Source organism: Acidovorax sp. YS12 (genome assembly GCA_021496925.1).
In the GTDB taxonomy this organism is placed as follows: Bacteria; Pseudomonadota; Gammaproteobacteria; order Burkholderiales; family Burkholderiaceae_C; genus Paenacidovorax.
In genome coordinates, this window is record CP053915.1 from 961,998 (window position 1) to 977,012 (window position 15,015).

Annotated in this window: 11 protein-coding genes; 9 read left to right on the forward strand and 2 right to left on the reverse strand. The window is 71.7% G+C overall.

The features are described 5' to 3' along the window. Positions 1 to 125 precede the first annotated feature (125 nt). On the reverse strand, positions 126 to 1,574 hold the full coding sequence (gene sbcB, locus YS110_04410) for an exodeoxyribonuclease I (GenBank protein ID UJB64057.1): 1,449 nt from the start codon (positions 1,572 to 1,574) through the stop codon (positions 126 to 128). Between the two features lie 130 nt (positions 1,575 to 1,704). Between sbcB and YS110_04415 the strand changes: the two genes are divergently transcribed. From YS110_04415 to YS110_04455, 9 genes are all read left to right on the forward strand, one after another. After that, the gene (locus YS110_04415) at positions 1,705 to 2,985 is read left to right on the forward strand and encodes a sigma-70 family RNA polymerase sigma factor (protein ID UJB64058.1); all 1,281 of its coding nucleotides are present in this window, start codon (positions 1,705 to 1,707) and stop codon (positions 2,983 to 2,985) included. Positions 2,986 to 3,037: 52 nt separating this feature from the next. After that, positions 3,038 to 3,460: a putative toxin-antitoxin system toxin component, PIN family gene (locus tag YS110_04420; protein UJB64059.1), complete on the forward strand. Its 423-nt coding sequence runs from the start codon at positions 3,038 to 3,040 to the stop codon at positions 3,458 to 3,460. 1 nt (position 3,461) lies between these two features. Continuing rightward, the gene (locus YS110_04425; protein ID UJB64060.1) at positions 3,462 to 3,686 is read left to right on the forward strand and encodes a toxin-antitoxin system HicB family antitoxin; all 225 of its coding nucleotides are present in this window, start codon (positions 3,462 to 3,464) and stop codon (positions 3,684 to 3,686) included. A gap of 176 nt (positions 3,687 to 3,862) precedes the next feature. After that, positions 3,863 to 6,259 (forward strand): TonB-dependent siderophore receptor, encoded by a 2,397-nt coding sequence (locus tag YS110_04430; GenBank protein UJB64061.1) that lies wholly within the window; start codon positions 3,863 to 3,865, stop codon positions 6,257 to 6,259. Between the two features lie 32 nt (positions 6,260 to 6,291). Continuing rightward, complete coding sequence (locus YS110_04435) at positions 6,292 to 7,602, forward strand: lytic murein transglycosylase (protein UJB64062.1); 1,311 nt, start codon at positions 6,292 to 6,294, stop codon at positions 7,600 to 7,602. A gap of 199 nt (positions 7,603 to 7,801) precedes the next feature. Continuing rightward, positions 7,802 to 8,668 (forward strand): hypothetical protein, encoded by an 867-nt coding sequence (locus tag YS110_04440; protein ID UJB64063.1) that lies wholly within the window; start codon positions 7,802 to 7,804, stop codon positions 8,666 to 8,668. A 33-nt stretch (positions 8,669 to 8,701) separates the two neighbouring features. Then, complete coding sequence (locus tag YS110_04445) at positions 8,702 to 9,115, forward strand: hypothetical protein (GenBank protein ID UJB64064.1); 414 nt, start codon at positions 8,702 to 8,704, stop codon at positions 9,113 to 9,115. Between the two features lie 29 nt (positions 9,116 to 9,144). Next, on the forward strand, positions 9,145 to 10,362 hold the full coding sequence (locus tag YS110_04450) for a hypothetical protein (GenBank protein UJB64065.1): 1,218 nt from the start codon (positions 9,145 to 9,147) through the stop codon (positions 10,360 to 10,362). Then, positions 10,359 to 12,527 carry an ATP-binding protein gene (locus YS110_04455; protein UJB64066.1) on the forward strand — a complete coding sequence of 723 codons (2,169 nt, stop codon included), beginning with the start codon at positions 10,359 to 10,361 and terminating at the stop codon, positions 12,525 to 12,527. Before YS110_04450 ends, YS110_04455 begins: the two co-directional genes overlap by 4 nt. A gap of 110 nt (positions 12,528 to 12,637) precedes the next feature. Here the strand turns inward: YS110_04455 and clpA are convergent, their stop codons facing one another. Then, a complete protein-coding gene (gene clpA / locus YS110_04460) occupies positions 12,638 to 14,992 on the reverse strand; it encodes an ATP-dependent Clp protease ATP-binding subunit ClpA (GenBank protein ID UJB64067.1) in 2,355 nt (784 codons plus the stop codon). Positions 14,993 to 15,015 lie beyond the last annotated feature (23 nt).

Here is a 15,015-nt window from a genome sequence, read left to right on the forward strand (position 1 = left end):
AGACGCCGCGCAAGGGCCTTGGCCGGCCGCGCCGCCCCGCCGCGCTGGCGTCGTCCCCCTGCCCGCATTGCGCAGCAATGCGAGAGCGGGGGGAAGCGGCGCAGCCGCTCAGGGGGGGCCGCATCTCACACTTCGGGCACGATGGCCTCGGCCCAGTCGTACAGCGCACTCAGGATGTCGTGGGCGCGTTCGTCCTCGCGCTCCTCGGCCTGCTCCATGCGCTGGTCGATGCGGTCGAACAGCGCCTGCACCGTGAGCGCGCCGCCCTGCCCCTGCAGCAGGCAGGCCGCGCAGTGCTGCTGCCAGCGCTGCTGCTCGGCGGCCGAGAGCGTTTGCGGATAGTTGCGCGCACGGTAGCGAAACAGCAGCTCGCCCAGACGCGGGTCGTCGAAGCCGGTGCGCGCGTGCGCCAGCTCGGCGCCGGAGAGCTGGCGCAGCTGCGCCAGGCGCCGCCGGTCCTCGTTGCCGACGAAGCCGCCGTACAGGTCCTGCTCCACGTCGGGCGCGCCCTCCTGCGGGCGCTCGAACACCGCGGCCCAGGTGGCGCTCAGGTCGGGCAGCGCGCGCGCGGCCTGCGCGTGCCGGGCGGCGCGCTCCACGTCGATGCCCCAGCGCTGCGCCAGCGCGGGCGTGAGGGTATTGAGGTTGCCCACCACCATGGGCGACTTGTTCAAGTGCACGCTCTTGAGCGGCAGCCGCGTCACGCCCTCGGGCAGTTCCGCCTGGCGCGTGAACAGGCGCAGGCGGATGTCCTCGGGGCGCAGCGTGGCCAGCTCGGCGGGGTCGTGCGCCAGATCCCAGGCCAGCAGCTCGTTCTTGTTGGTGGGGTGGCTGGCCAGGGGCCACATCAGGGCCATGCAGCCCTGCTGCGCCGGAAACATGCCCGAGATGTGCAGAAAAGGCCGCGCCGTCTGCGCCGTGGCGGGCAGGCGCAGCTCGGCCATCACGCGGTCCTTCTTGTGCAGGCCCAGGGCGAAGTCGAACAGCCGGGGGTTGTGCTGGCGCACCAGCCGCGCCAGGGCGATGGTGGCGCGCACGTCCGAGAGCGCGTCGTGCGCGGCCTCGTGCGCCAGGCCATTGGCCTTGGAGAGGTCTTCCAGCCGGAAGCTGGGCGCACCGTCCTCCTTGGTGGGCCAGCGGATGCCGTCGGGGCGCAGCGCGTAGGCCATGCGCACCACGTCCAGCAAATCCCAGCGGCCGCACTGGTTCTGCCACTCGCGCGCGTAGGGGTCGATGAGGTTGCGCCAGAACATGAAGCGCGTGATCTCATCGTCGAAGCGGATGGTGTTGTAGCCCACGCCGATGGTGCCGGGGCGCGCCAGCTCGGCCTCGATGCGCGCGGCGAACTCGTGCTCGGGCACGCCGCGCTCCATGCACAGCTGGGGCGTGATGCCGGTGATAAGGCAGGACTCGGGGTCGGGCAGATAGTCGTTGGCAGGCTGGCAGTACAGCATCAGCGGTTCGCCGATCTCGTTCAGCTCGGCATCGGTGCGGATGCCTGCGAACTGCGCGGGCCGGTCGCGGCGCGTGTTGGCGCCAAAGGTTTCGTAGTCGTGCCAGAGGAAGGTGTGCATGGAGGAAAAAACGCTGCCCGGCGCCAAGGCGCAAAGCGCCAAGTATGCCGGGTGCGGGCGCCGCCCGGTGCGCGCGGGAATGTGGCGCGCAAATACTGATATTCATTCTCATTTGCTATGCTCGCGCCCCATGCGCACGCCGGCCCGCCTCTCCCTCCTTGACGAATTCCCCTTGCGGTACGACGCGCTCGTGCGCTTTCTGCGCCACCGCACGCGCAACGGCGACGACGCGCGCGAAATCGCCCACGAGACCTGGCTGCGCCTGGCCGAGCAGCGCGGCGCGGCGGGCGGGCACGTGGAGGATGCCGTGAAGGACGCGCGCGCCTACCTGTGCACCGCTGCCGCGCACATCGGCCTGGACCGCCAGCGCCGCGCGCAATGGCTGCACGGCCATGCGCTGGAGAACGCCGCCACCGGCGCCGCTGCCAGCCACGCCCCGGACGTGGCCGACGGCCTCATGTACCGCCAGGCGCTGGCCGCCGTCGAAGCGGCGCTGGCCGCCCTGCCCGCGCGCACGCGCGAAGCCTTCCTGGCCCACCGCGTGCAGGGCGAAAGCCAAGGGGCCATCGCCGCGCGGCTGGGCGTATCGCTGGGCGCCATCGAGCGCGACCTGGCCGCCGCTGGCGACCGCATCGAAGCCGCCCTGCACCACTGGCGCGGCGACCCGCGCCCGCAGGCCCGCGCCAAGGGGCGGCGCAAGAGCCTGGCCTCGCTGCTCGCCCTGGGCGGCTTCGGCGTGGCGGGCGCTCTCGGCTGGCGCCTGTGGCACGACCAGGCGCTGCGCTGGGACGGCAGCTACGCCGCCGCGCGCGGGCGCGGCCTGGCCCAGCCGCTGCCGGACGGTTCCAGCCTCACGCTCGACGCGCAAAGCCGCATCGCCTTCGCCTACGACGCCCGCCGCCGCGGCGCGCGGCTGCTCGAAGGCGCGGCCTTCTTCGCCGTGCAGCACGATGCGCAGCGGCCCTTCGTGGTGCAGGCGCTGGACGTGACGGTCACCGTGCTGGGCACGCGCTTCGGCGTGGAGATCGAGCCCGGCGGCGCCGTGCTGGTGCAGGTCGAATCCGGGCGCGTGCGCGTGGAGCGCGGCGGCGCCATGCTGGCCGGCGGCCTGGGCGCGGGCGAGGGCCTGCGCGTCACGCCCGGCGGCACGCCCGAGGCCGTACCCGGCACCGCCGCGCCCTGGCGCCACGGCCGCCTGCACTTCGACGCCGTGCCGCTGGGCGAGGCCGCGGCACGCCTTGCGCGCTATGCCCGCTTCGACCTGCGCACCGACGCCCGCGCCGCGCGGCTGCGCATCAGCGGCACGGTGGAAATCGCCGAGGCGGCCGACTGGCTGCAGGCGCTGCCCAGCGTGCTGCCCGTGCGCGTGGTGCGCGAAAACGGCGGGGGCATGCTGTTGGCGGGGCGGTAGAGCGGGCACCCCGCCTTGGCCGGATGCTATCTCCGGCGCTATCATCCAGCCCATGAAGCGCGTGGTTGTCGATACGAATGTTTTTGTCGCTGCCTTGCGCAGCGCCGATGGCGCGGCGCGCGAGGTGCTGCGGCGCTGGCTGGCGGGGCGCTACGACGTGTGCATGTCCTTGCCCTTGTTCGCCGGATACCGCGATCTGCTGGGGCGGCATGCGCTGTTTGCGGCCTCCCCACTCGACCCGCAGGAACGGCAGGCCCTGTTCCACGCGCTGATGGCCGCGAGCCGCCTGGTGGATGTGTATTTCCTATGGCCGCCCAACTTGCCGGACGAAGCCGACAACCACGTCCTGGAGCTGGCGGTGGCTGCGTCCGCCCACGCCATCGTGACGCACAACGCCCGCGACTTCCGCCGTGCCGAGCTGCGTTTTCCGAATCTGGCCGCGCTGACCCCGGCCGAACTCTTGATGGAGGATTGACATGTCCGTAGTGACCCTGCGCATTCCCGACGACAAGCACGCCCGCCTGAAGGAACTGGCGGAAAGCCGCCATGTCAGCGTGAACCGCCTGTTCGACGAACTGGCCACGGTCGCGCTGGCCCAGCATGACCTGGCCGCGCAATTCCGCGCCGCGGCGGCGGCGGGCGACCCGCAGCGCGGACTGGCACTGCTGGACAAGCTCGACAGGCATTTCAGCACGCCATGAGCGACCGAGGCAGTTCATAAGCCAAATCGGCCTCAAACCCTTGCCAGTCAAGCGCTGGAAGCTATCAAATTGATATTCTTTACGGCCCAGCGCAAAAAACCTTCAGGGTTTTCGCATCTCGTTCGTCCAGCAAGGTGAAAGCCAACATTTCACCCTGAACGAAGGACTCACCCGCCATGCGATCCCCCGCCACCCTGCCCCACACCCTGCGCCTGCGCGGCGTTGCCCATGCCGCCATGGCGGCGGCCCTGGCGCTGCAGCTGCAGTGCGCCGCCGCGCAGACCGCGCGCTTCGACATTCCGGCCCAGCCCCTGGCCCCGGCGCTCGCCGCGCTGGCGGCGCAGGCCGGGCTGCAACTGGCGTTCGCGCCGGAGCTTGCGGCGGGCCGCCAGGCCCCGGCCGTGCAGGGCACGCACGACGTGGCCGACGCGCTGCGCGCGCTGCTGGCGGGCTCGGGCCTGCAGGGCCGCGTACAGGGGCGCACGCTGGTGGTGGAGCGCCCGGCGCGCACCGGCGCCACGCTGGACGAAGTGACGGTGCGCGCCAGCACCGAGCCCGAGAGCGCCACGGGGCCGCTGCGCGGCTACGCGGCCCGGCGCAGCGCCACCGGCACCAAGACGGACACCCCGATTCTGGAAACGCCGCAGTCCCTCAGCGTCGTCGGCGCCGAGGAGATCGAGACGCTCAAGGCGCAGAGCCTGCAGGACGCGCTGGGCTACGTGGCCGGCATCAGCCGCACCGAGGGGCTGGACCGCACGACCGACGGCATCTTCCTGCGCGGCTTCCAGTCGAGCAACGTGGGCACCTATCTGCGCGACGGCACGCCCTACACCGTCAACTACTACAACGGCAGGCAGGAGCCGTATGGGCTGGAGCGCATCGAGGTGCTCAAGGGCGCGGCCTCGGTGCTCTACGGCGCCTCGGCGCCGGGCGGCATCATCAACACCGTGAGCAAGCGCCCCACCACGGAGCGGCTGCGCGAGCTGAACCTGGAGCTGGGCAGCTTCGCGCGCAAGCAGGTGTCGGGCGACTTCGGCGGCGCGCTGGACGCGGATGGCGAGTGGTCTTACCGGCTCACGTTCCTGGCGCGCGAAAGCGACAGCTTCATCAACCATGTGCCCGACGACCGCACCTACTTCGCCCCGGCGCTCAAGTGGCAGCCCAGCGCGCGCACCTCGCTGACCCTGCTGGGCGAGTACCACCAGGACAAGACGGCCTATGTCTACGGGCTACCGGGCCCCGGCACCGTGCTGCCCAACGCCAACGGGCCCATGCCGCGCAATCTCTACACGGGAGAGCCCGGTTACGACAAGTTCCACCTCACGCGCTACTCCGTGGGCTACCTGCTGGAGCACGCCTTCAACGAACGCTTCACGCTGCGCCACAACCTGCGCTACTACCACGCGCAGAACGCCTACAACAATGCGGGGATCTGGGGCCTGGCGAGCGACCAGCGCACCACGCTGGATCGCGATGCCCAGGATCGCTGGGACCGCTCCTCGGCCACGAACATCGACACCTCGCTGCAGTACCAGGGCACGCATGGCAGCGTGCAGCACACGGCCCTCATCGGCTTCGACTATTCGACACCACGGCACGAAACCGAGCGCTACAACCGCAGCGGCAAGCCCCTCGATTACTACGCGCCCGTCTATGGCCAGCCCCTGGGCCCCGCAGTGCCTGCAGGGAATTCCTCGACCTTGCAGACCAAGCGCATGGGCCTGTACCTGCAGGACCAGATGAAGATCGGCGAGAAATGGGTGCTGCTGCTGGGCGGGCGCTACGACACGCTGCGCTACGACGAGCGCGCCTTCTTCACGGGTGAGAAGTGGGCCGATGGCGAGAAAAGCAACGCCTTCACGGGCCGCGCGGGCCTGGTCTATCTGGGCGAGGGCGGCGTCGCGCCCTTCTTGAGCTACAGCGAATCCTACGAGCCCACCGAAGGCCGCGACCGCGAGGGCCGCCGCTTCAAGCCGACCACCGGCACGCAGATCGAGGCCGGCGTGCGCTGGCAGCCGCCGGGCGCGGACACGCTGGTGTCGGCAGCCGTGTACCAGCTCACGCGCGACAACCTCACGGTGACCGACCCCGAGGACCCGAACTACGCCATCCAGCACGGCCGGGTGCGCTCGCGCGGGGCCGAGCTGGAGGCGCGCACGCGCGTCGGGCGCAACGCCCACCTGATCGCCGCCTATGCCTACACTGACGCGCGCACCGTGCGCGCCAGCCCGCTGCAGCCCGCGCAGGAAGGCGCGCGCTCGATCGCCGTGCCCTACCACCAGGTCTCGCTGTGGGCCGACTACGACTTCGGCGCCTTCGGCCTGCCGGGGCTGAAGGTGGGCGCGGGCGTGCGCCACATGGGCGAGGCGCGCGGCATGGCGCACGGCACGCCCGTCTCCGTGCCCTCGTTCACGCTGTTCGACGCCATGGTCGGCTACCACACCGGCCCGTGGCGCTTCGCGCTGAACCTCAGCAACCTGGCCGACAAGACCTACATCGGCAGTTGCGCCATGTACGGCTGCTTCTACGGGGAGCCGCGCAAGCTCATCGGCACGGCCACCTACCGCTGGTAACGCGCACGGCCCGGGCGGGGGACAATCCACGCATGCACCCTGCCCCCTCCCCCCGTTCCTTCTGGCCCCTGGCCGCGCTGGCCCTCGCCCTCGCGGGTTGCGCCAGCGCCCCCGCGCCCCAAGCCTCCGCCCCGGCCGTCCCCGCCGCCCCCCTGCCCGCGCCTGCCGGCACGGCACCGGCGGAGCCCGACGCGCAGCAGGCGGGCTTCGCCGCCTGGCTGGCCGAGGTGGAGCGCGAGGCCCTCGCCCAGGGCCTGCGCCCGGCCACCGTGCGCCAGGCGCTGGGCAGCGCCCAGCTGCTGCCGCGCGTGATCGCGCTCGACCGCGCGCAGCCCGAGTTCACACGCACGCCCTGGGCCTACCTGGACGCCGCCGTCTCGCCCCAGCGCATCGCCCAGGGCCAGGCCCAGCGCGCCGCGCACCGGGCGGCGCTGGAGGCCGCCGCCACGCGCTACGGCGTGCCCAGCGCCATCGTCACCGCCATCTGGGGCATGGAGAGCAACTACGGGCAGAACTTCGGCAGCTTCCGCACCGTGGACGCGCTGGCCACGCTCGGCTTCGAGGGGCGGCGGCGCGCCTGGGCGCGGCGCGAGCTGCTGGCGGCGCTGCGCATCCTCGACCAGGGCGACATCGCGCCCGAGCGCATGCAGGGCTCGTGGGCCGGCGCCATGGGGCACACGCAGTTCCTGCCCTCGGTGTTCCTGGCCTATGCGGTAGATGCCGATGGCGATGGCCGCCGCGACATCTGGGGCAGCGTGCCCGACGTGGCCGCCTCCACCGCGCACTACCTGGCGCGCTCGGGCTGGCGCGGCGGCGAGCCCTGGGGCGTGGAGGTGCAACTGCCCCCGGGCTTCGACTACGCGCGCGCCGGGCTGGCCGGGGTGCGCCAGGCCAGCGCCGCCTGGGCGGCCGAGGGCGTGCGCAGCCTGGACGGCACCGCGCTGCCCGCGCTGGAGGGGGCCGCGCTGCTCACCCCGGCGGGCGCGCGCGGCCCGGCGGTGCTGGTGGGGGCGAACTTCCGGGCGCTGCTGCGCTACAACAATTCCGAGAACTACGCGCTGGCCGTGGGCCTGCTGGCGCGCCAGATCGACGGCGGCACCGGCCTGCAGGCGCCCTGGCCGCGCGAGGAGGCGGCGCTGTCACGCGCCGAGGTGAAGGCGCTGCAGCAGGCGCTGAACGAGCAGGGCTACGACGCCGGCGCGCCCGACGGCGTGATCGGCCCGGCCACACGCGCGGCGCTGCGCCGCTACCAGCAAGGCCAGGGCCTGGTGGCCGACGGCTTTGCCACCCAGGCGCTGCTGCGGCGCATCGTGCCGCCCCCGCAGGAATCAGGACAAAAATAGGCGCCAGCCCTTGACTGGCAATCGCTGGCAGCTCTTCTTTCAATAGCACAACCCGGGGCGGTTTCGGCCTTGGCGCGGCGCTGCGCGCGCACTGGACAAAACGTCCAGTGCCGCGCCCCGCGACTGGACAGCTTCCCCAGGACAAGCCCGCGGCGGCGCACCACAATGCGCCCGACGCCACCGCCACGCCGCCACCGCCATGTCCCAGAACGCCCACACCCTGACCCTGTTCTTCGAGCCGCCGCTGCTGCACCGCCAGTTCCAGTTGCTGCTGCAATACCTGCAGCGCGACGACGCCGACAACACCGCACACTGGGCGCAAGAGCTGGGCGGGGTGGACGCCGCCCAGCTGTGGGGCGCCCCGGCGCGCTTCAACCACTGGTTCGCCGGCCACCGCACGCACCTGGTCTACGGGTTCGAGACCGGCACCTCGGCCCCCGTGCCCTGGGCGCTGCTGGAGCACCTGGGCCGGCACGGCCTGCGGGCCGCGGTGATGGAGGTGTTCTACGACCAGGTGTGCGAGCGCGAGCGCTACCACATCGACGCGGGCCAGTGGATCGGCCACCGCGAATGGCTGGCGCGCCACCCGCAGCACCGCGCGCTGATCGACCCCGAGGGCGGCATCTACCCGCCCGAGGGCGCCGCGCCCGGCCCGGCGCCGGACTGCACCCTGAGCGACCCGGCGCGGCCCACCCCCGTGGCGCAGGTGGCGGCGCAGCAGGCCACGCAGGCGCGCGAGGCCCAGGAGACCGTGCAGGCCCTCGCCGGCTTGGCGGCGGAACTGCGCGGCAAAGGGGTGTCCCCCGTGGAGGCCGTGGCGGGTTTCGCCGTGCTGGGCGCGGGGCTCAAGGGGCTGTGGCACGCCGTGCTGTTCACCATCGTCACGGCGCTGCTGTTCAAGGGCCTGTGGCTCTGGCTGGGCCTGGGCCTGCTGCTGGCCGTGGCCTGGCCCCTGTTCTACATGCACCGCGCACGCCAGCGCTGGGAGGGCGACGGCGATGACGACGACGAAAGCGCTAGCGATAGCGATGGCGATGGCGATGGCGGCACCGCTCCAAAGCCCTGACGCCCTGCGCACAACCAACCTGGAGATGAAACCATGCTGACACCGATCGAGTGGTGGGGCGGACTGCTTTTCGTGCTGGGCTTTGCCTGCTGGCACGCCATGCTGCAGCCCGATGGGGCGGCGGGCGATGCCGGCCCGGACGACCGCTTTCCCTGGCTGATCCACCTGACCTTCCTGGCCCCGGGCGTGGTGCTGGCAGGCTACTTCTACCCGCTGCAGGCGCCCGCGCTGCAGTACGCCTACGCCGCCACGCTCGCGCTGGCCGTGGCGCTGCTGCTGTGGCACGCGGGCATGGAGGTGCGGGACTGGCGCCGCACCGGCCCCGAGGCGGAGCCGGGCGATGGCATGGCCACTTTTCTGGGCTTCGCCATGCTCTACAGTCCATTGCTCGCGGCCTGCGTTCTGGGCTGCATCAAGGCCTGGCCGCTGCTGCGGCCCTGGCTCTGAACCGCCCTGCCCCCCCACAACCCCAGACCATGGCCGAGGATTCCTTTTCGCACCTGCTTTCGCTGTACATGCGCCGCATCCGCGCCAGCGCCTCGGGCGTGGCCACCGAGATCGGCCTGAGCCGCGAGGCGGTGAACAACTGGCGCAACGGCGTCTCGCTGCCCAACGCGCGCTCGCGCGACCGGCTGGCCTCGTGCGCCGCCTACCTGCGCCTGACCGAGGCCGAGACCAACCGCCTGTTCCTCGCGGCCGGGTTCGCGGCGGAGTTTCCACTGCAGGCCGAGCCGCAGGCGGGCGTGCCGTTCGCCGGGTTCATGGACCGGCTGCTGGCGCAGCTGGCCCAGGCCGCGCCCTACCCCATCACCATGCTGCTGTCGCAGGCGCACTGGGGGCAGCCGCCGTTCCGCCAGGAGCTGCTGCTGCGCGCGCGGGCGCACTATGGCGCCGACGCGGTGCTGCACATCCAGCCGCCCTACAGCACCAGCACCGCGCCCGAGGAGTACTTCGCCGCCCTGGGCCGGCAATGCGGCCTGGGCGACATCGATTCCGACTGCGCGTTCGAGAGCCGGCTGGAGCAGCGCCTGCTGGCCGGCGGGCGCCTGTTCTGCCTGGTGAGCCGCTTCGAGCAGGGCACGGCGGCGCTGCGCGAGTCGCTGGCGGGCATTCTGCGCAGCCTCAGCGAAATGCACAGCGGCCGCCTGCACCTGCTGCTGTGCGGCGGCGAGGCCCTGGCCGACCTGAAGTACCGCAGCGGCGACCTGTCGCTGCTCAACATCGCCCAGGTGCACTACTGGCCCGAACCCACGCTGGACGACGTGGCGCTGATGGCGCACCAGCGCTGGCCCGGCGTGGACTGGCCCCGGCCCACGCTGCAGGCGCTGCTGGAGGCCAGCGGCGGCCACCCCGCGCTGATCGACGACGGCCTGCAGTGGCTGTGCGCCCAGGGGCCGGTGCAGGCGCACACGGCGCGGGCGCCGCTGCACGCCCACCTGGCCGCCAGCCCGCGCCTGTGGCAGACCCTGCTGGCGCTGGCCCGCCAGCCCGGCCTGCCGCCGCGCCTGGCGCAGTTGCTGCAGGCGCCCACGCTGGGGCGCGCGCGCCCCTACCTGCAGGACGACGTGCTGCGCACGCTGTTCTGGGGCAACCTCATCCACGCGCGCCCGGCCGAGGGCGGCGCGCAGTTGCACTGGCGCTGCGACACCGTGCGCGCGGCCGCCCGGGCGGTGCTGGAATCCTGCGCGGCATGAGCCCCGTCCTGTCCTGGCCGGTGCTGCGCGGCCTGGTGCTCGCCGTGCTCACCTGGCTCGTGGTCAGCGCGGTGCTGCTGCCGCAGTACAACCCGTTCACGCGCAAGAGTGCCCTGGGCGCCGCCCAGGCCGGGGCGGTATGGGCCGAGATTGCGCAATGGCGCCTGGCCCTCAGCGAGGCCGTGGCGCAGGAAGATGAGTGGCCCGCCGACTTGCAGGCCCTCGCGCCCCCGCATCTGCCGGGCCTGGTGCAGGTGTCCTCGCCCGCCCCCTACCAGCTTGGCATGCGCGTCGCCGACCGCCCGGAGCTCGGCGCCCTGGCCGGCACGCAGGTGCTGCTGCGCATGGACGCGCCCTCGCGCCACTGGTCCTGCCGCGCGGGCCAGCCCGCCCCGCCGCCGCGCCTGCTGCCGCTGAACTGCGAGCGCGCAGACAGCAGCGGTAGCGCCCCTGCAGAGGAATACGACCCGTTCGGCTGGCTGCGCACCCTGATGCTGGTGTGCGCCGGCGTGTTCCTGGCCGCGGGCGCGCTGTGGCTGCTGCGCCACCCGCTCATCGGGCCGGCGCAGCTGCGGCCCGCGCGGCTGCGCCGCACCCCGCTGGACCGGCTGGCGCCGCTGGACCGGCTGCTGCGCTGGACCGGCCGCCTGCGCGCCACGCTGGTGGCCGCCGCCATCTCGCCGCGCGACTGGCAGCGGGCGCTGCGCTACACCCAGGCCAACCCCACGGCGCGCGCCCAGGCCCTGGCCGAGCGCGTGGCCGCGCGCTGCCAGGCGGCGCAGGACTGGCCCCTGCCCGGCCACGTGTTCGTCTGGACCTTCGCGCCGGACATGCCCGTGGCGCTGGACCGCTGCGTGGCCTACTTTCCGCCGCCGGAGCTGAGCGCCTCCTCGCTGGTGCAGCGCCTGCGCACCCTGACCACCGGGGCCGACGTGCTGCTGGTCTGCGCGCCGCACAGCGACGAGACGCCGCTGCACGCGCTGGCGGGCTACACCGCCGACCGGGCCAACCTGCACGTGCTGCTCGACAGCCCGAGCCAGACGGAATGGCTGCTGGCGCCCGACGCGCAGGCGGTGCTGCTGCGGGTGCTGACGGAGCAGTTGCGCGTCACGCGCATCTCGCCCTACCAGACGCGCGGCGGCGTCACGCGCGAGGACGCCTTCTTCGGCCGCGAGCGCCTGCTGGCGCGCATCCTCGGGCGCGAGCCCGCCAACTACCTGGTGGTGGGCGGGCGCCAGCTGGGCAAGAGCAGCCTGCTCAAGGCCGTGCAGCGGCGCCTGCGCGACCACCCGCAGATCGTGTGCCACTACGTCTCGCTGCGCGACCACCGGCTGGCGCCGCGCCTGGCGGCGCAGTTCGCGCTGGACGTGCACACGCCGCTGGACGGCGTGATCGCCCACCTGCAGGCGCAGGACCCGCGCAAGCGCATCTACCTGCTGGTGGACGAGGCCGACCAGTTCTTCCGCGACCAGTCGCGCAGCCACTACGCCGGGCTGGCCGCGCTGCGCGCGCTCAGCGACGAAGGGCGCTGCTGCTTCATCCTGGCGGGCTTCTGGGACCTGTACGAAGCGGCGGTGCTCGACTACCAGTCGCCGCTGCGCAACTTCGGCGAGGTGCTGGCCATCGGCGCGCTGGAGCACGACGCCTGCCTGCGCCTGGCGACCGAGCCGCTGCAGCGGCTGCGCCTGGCGTTCGCCCACCCGGGGCTGGCCGAGCGGCTGGCGCAGGCCAGCGGCCAGCGCGCCAACCTGGTGTCGATCCTGTGCCAGGAATGCCTGGAGGCCCTGCAAGGCGGCGAGCGCGCCATCGAACTGCGCCACCTGAACCAGGCCCTGGCGTCGCAGGCCGTGCAGGACACCCTGGCCGGCTGGAGCCGCCTGAGCAGCGACCCCACGGCCTGCCGCCTGGACCGCATCGCCGTCTACCACACGGCCCGGCACGGCTGCACCGGCCTGGCGCCGCTCAACGCCCTGCTGGAAGCCCACGGCATTCCCGGCCAGGCGCGTGCGCTGCAAACGTCGCTGGCCCGGCTGCAACTGGCCTACGTGCTGCGGCGCCAGGAGGCGGAGTACCGCTTCGCCGTGCCGCTGCTGCAGCAGCAGTTCGAGCCCAGCGAGGTCGAAGTGCTGCTGGCGCAGGAGCTGCTGGCACTGGCGCGGGGCTGACAAGCGCTCTTTTTTCAATAGCTGCTGGCGCTTGTCCAGCAAGGGGAAAAGCCACTTTCCATAAAAAAACCGCAGCGGGTGCTGCGGTTTTCTGCGGGGGCGGGCGGAGGTCAGTCCGCCGTCGCTTCCTCGGGTTCGGCGGGCTCCGACTTGGCGCCACGCTCCTTCTTCGCCAGCGACTGGATGTCCAGCAGCACCTCGGAGGTCTCCACGCCCTTGTCATCCGTCTTGTGCGCAATGTCCACCGACAGGCGGCCGCCCTCGGTCAGGCGGCCGAACAGCAGCTCGTCGGCCAGCGCGCGGCGGATGGTGTCCTGGATCAGGCGCTGCATCGGGCGCGCGCCCATCAGCGGATCGAACCCCTTCTTGGCCAGGTGCTTGCGCAGGTCGTCGGTGAAGGTGACTTCCACCTTCTTCTCGGCGAGCTGGGTTTCGAGCTGCAGCAGGAACTTGTCCACCACGCGCAGGATGATCTGCTCGTCCAGCGGCTTGAAGCTGACGATGGCGTCCAGCCGGTTGCGGAACTCGGGCGTGAACAGGCGCTTGATGTCGCCCATCTCGTCGCCCGCCTGGCGCGGGTTGGTAAAGCCGATGGTGGCCTTGTTCATGGTCTCGGCGCCCGCGTTCGTCGTCATGATGATGATGATGTTGCGGAAGTCGGCCTTGCGCCCGTTGTTGTCCGTCAGCGTGCCGTGGTCCATGACCTGCAGCAGCACGTTGAAGATGTCCGGGTGCGCCTTCTCGATCTCGTCGAGCAGCAGCACGGCGTGCGGCTTCTTGGTGATGGCCTCGGTCAAGAGGCCGCCCTGGTCGAAGCCGACATAGCCCGGGGGCGCGCCGATCAGGCGGCTCACGGCGTGGCGCTCCATGTACTCCGACATGTCGAAGCGGATCAGGTCCACGCCCATGATGTAGGCGAGCTGCTTGGCGGCTTCGGTCTTGCCCACGCCCGTGGGGCCGCTGAACAGGAACGAGCCGATCGGCTTGTCGCCCTTGCCCAGGCCCGAGCGCGCCATCTTCACGCTGCTGGCCAGCACCTCCAGCGCCTTGTCCTGGCCGAACACCACGCTCTTGAGGTCGCGCTCCAGCGTCTGCAGCTTGCTGCGGTCGTCGTTGCTCACGTTCGCGGGCGGGATGCGCGCGATCTTCGCGACGATTTCCTCGATCTCGGTCTTGCCGATGGTCTTCTTGCGCTTGCTCGGCGCGAGGATGCGCTGCGCCGCGCCGGCTTCGTCGATGACGTCGATGGCCTTGTCGGGCAGATGGCGGTCGTTGATGTACTTGGCGCTCAGCTCGGCCGCCGCCTGCAGCGCGGCGGCGGCGTACTTGACGCTGTGGTGCTCCTCGAAACGCGATTTCAGGCCCTTGAGGATCTCGATGGTCTCGGCCACCGTGGGCTCGACCACGTCCACCTTCTGGAAGCGGCGCGACAGCGCGGCGTCCTTCTCGAAGATGCCGCGGTACTCGGTGAAGGTGGTGGCGCCAATGCACTTGAGCTGGCCCGACGACAGCGCGGGCTTGAGCAGGTTGCTCGCGTCCAGCGTGCCGCCCGACGCGGCGCCGGCGCCGATCAGCGTGTGGATCTCGTCGATGAACAGGATGGCGTGCGGCTTGTCCTTGAGGCTCTTGAGCACGCCCTTGAGGCGCTGCTCGAAATCGCCACGGTACTTGGTGCCCGCCAGCAGCGCGCCCATGTCGAGCGCGTAGACGTTGGCCTCCAGCAGCACCTCGGGCACGGTGCCTTCGGTGATGCGCCAGGCCAGGCCCTCGGCGATGGCCGTCTTGCCCACGCCGGCCTCGCCCACCAGCAGCGGGTTGTTCTTGCGGCGGCGGCACAGGATCTGGATGGTGCGCTCGACCTCGTAGTCGCGCCCGATCAGCGGATCGATCTTGCCTTCCTTGGCGGCCTGGTTGAGGTTCTGCGTGTACTGCTCCAGCGGCGAGGCTTTCTCGCTGCCGCGCTCGCCCTGCGGGCCGCCGTCCTCGCCATCGCCCTGGCTCTCGGGCTTGGGCGGCTCGGACGGCTCGCCCTTCTTGATGCCGTGGGCGATGTAGTTGACCACGTCCAGGCGCGTGACGCCCTGCTGGTGCAGGTAGTACACGGCGTGCGAGTCCTTCTCGCCGAAGATGGCCACGAGCACGTTGGCGCCGGTGACTTCCTTCTTGCCGTTGCCGGTGGACTGCACGTGCATGATGGCGCGCTGGATGACGCGCTGGAAGCCCAGCGTGGGCTGGGTGTCGACCTCGTCGGTGCCCGCCACCTGGGGGGTGTTGTCCTTGATGAAGTTGGACAGCGACGCGCGCAGATCGTCGATCTGCGCGGCGCAGGCGCGCAGCACCTCGGCTGCGCTGGGGTTATCGAGCAATGCAAGCAACAGATGCTCCACGGTGATGAACTCGTGGCGCTGCTGACGGGCCTCAACGAAGGCCATGTGCAAGCTGACTTCCAGTTCCTGGGCAATCATGTGAGAACTCCTTTGTGCTTGCG

Bases quoted from the DNA above. Each gene is read 5' to 3' on its own strand.
- sbcB (UJB64057.1), bottom strand. From the start codon at position 1,574: ATGCACACCTTCCTCTGGCACGACTACGAAACCTTTGGCGCCAACACG.
- YS110_04415 (UJB64058.1), top strand. From the start codon at position 1,705: ATGCGCACGCCGGCCCGCCTCTCCCTCCTTGACGAATTCCCCTTGCGG.
- YS110_04420 (UJB64059.1), top strand. From the start codon at position 3,038: ATGAAGCGCGTGGTTGTCGATACGAATGTTTTTGTCGCTGCCTTGCGC.
- YS110_04425 (UJB64060.1), top strand. From the start codon at position 3,462: ATGTCCGTAGTGACCCTGCGCATTCCCGACGACAAGCACGCCCGCCTG.
- YS110_04430 (UJB64061.1), top strand. From the start codon at position 3,863: ATGCGATCCCCCGCCACCCTGCCCCACACCCTGCGCCTGCGCGGCGTT.
- YS110_04435 (UJB64062.1), top strand. From the start codon at position 6,292: ATGCACCCTGCCCCCTCCCCCCGTTCCTTCTGGCCCCTGGCCGCGCTG.
- YS110_04440 (UJB64063.1), top strand. From the start codon at position 7,802: ATGTCCCAGAACGCCCACACCCTGACCCTGTTCTTCGAGCCGCCGCTG.
- YS110_04445 (UJB64064.1), top strand. From the start codon at position 8,702: ATGCTGACACCGATCGAGTGGTGGGGCGGACTGCTTTTCGTGCTGGGC.
- YS110_04450 (UJB64065.1), top strand. From the start codon at position 9,145: ATGGCCGAGGATTCCTTTTCGCACCTGCTTTCGCTGTACATGCGCCGC.
- YS110_04455 (UJB64066.1), top strand. From the start codon at position 10,359: ATGAGCCCCGTCCTGTCCTGGCCGGTGCTGCGCGGCCTGGTGCTCGCC.
- clpA (UJB64067.1), bottom strand. From the start codon at position 14,992: ATGATTGCCCAGGAACTGGAAGTCAGCTTGCACATGGCCTTCGTTGAG.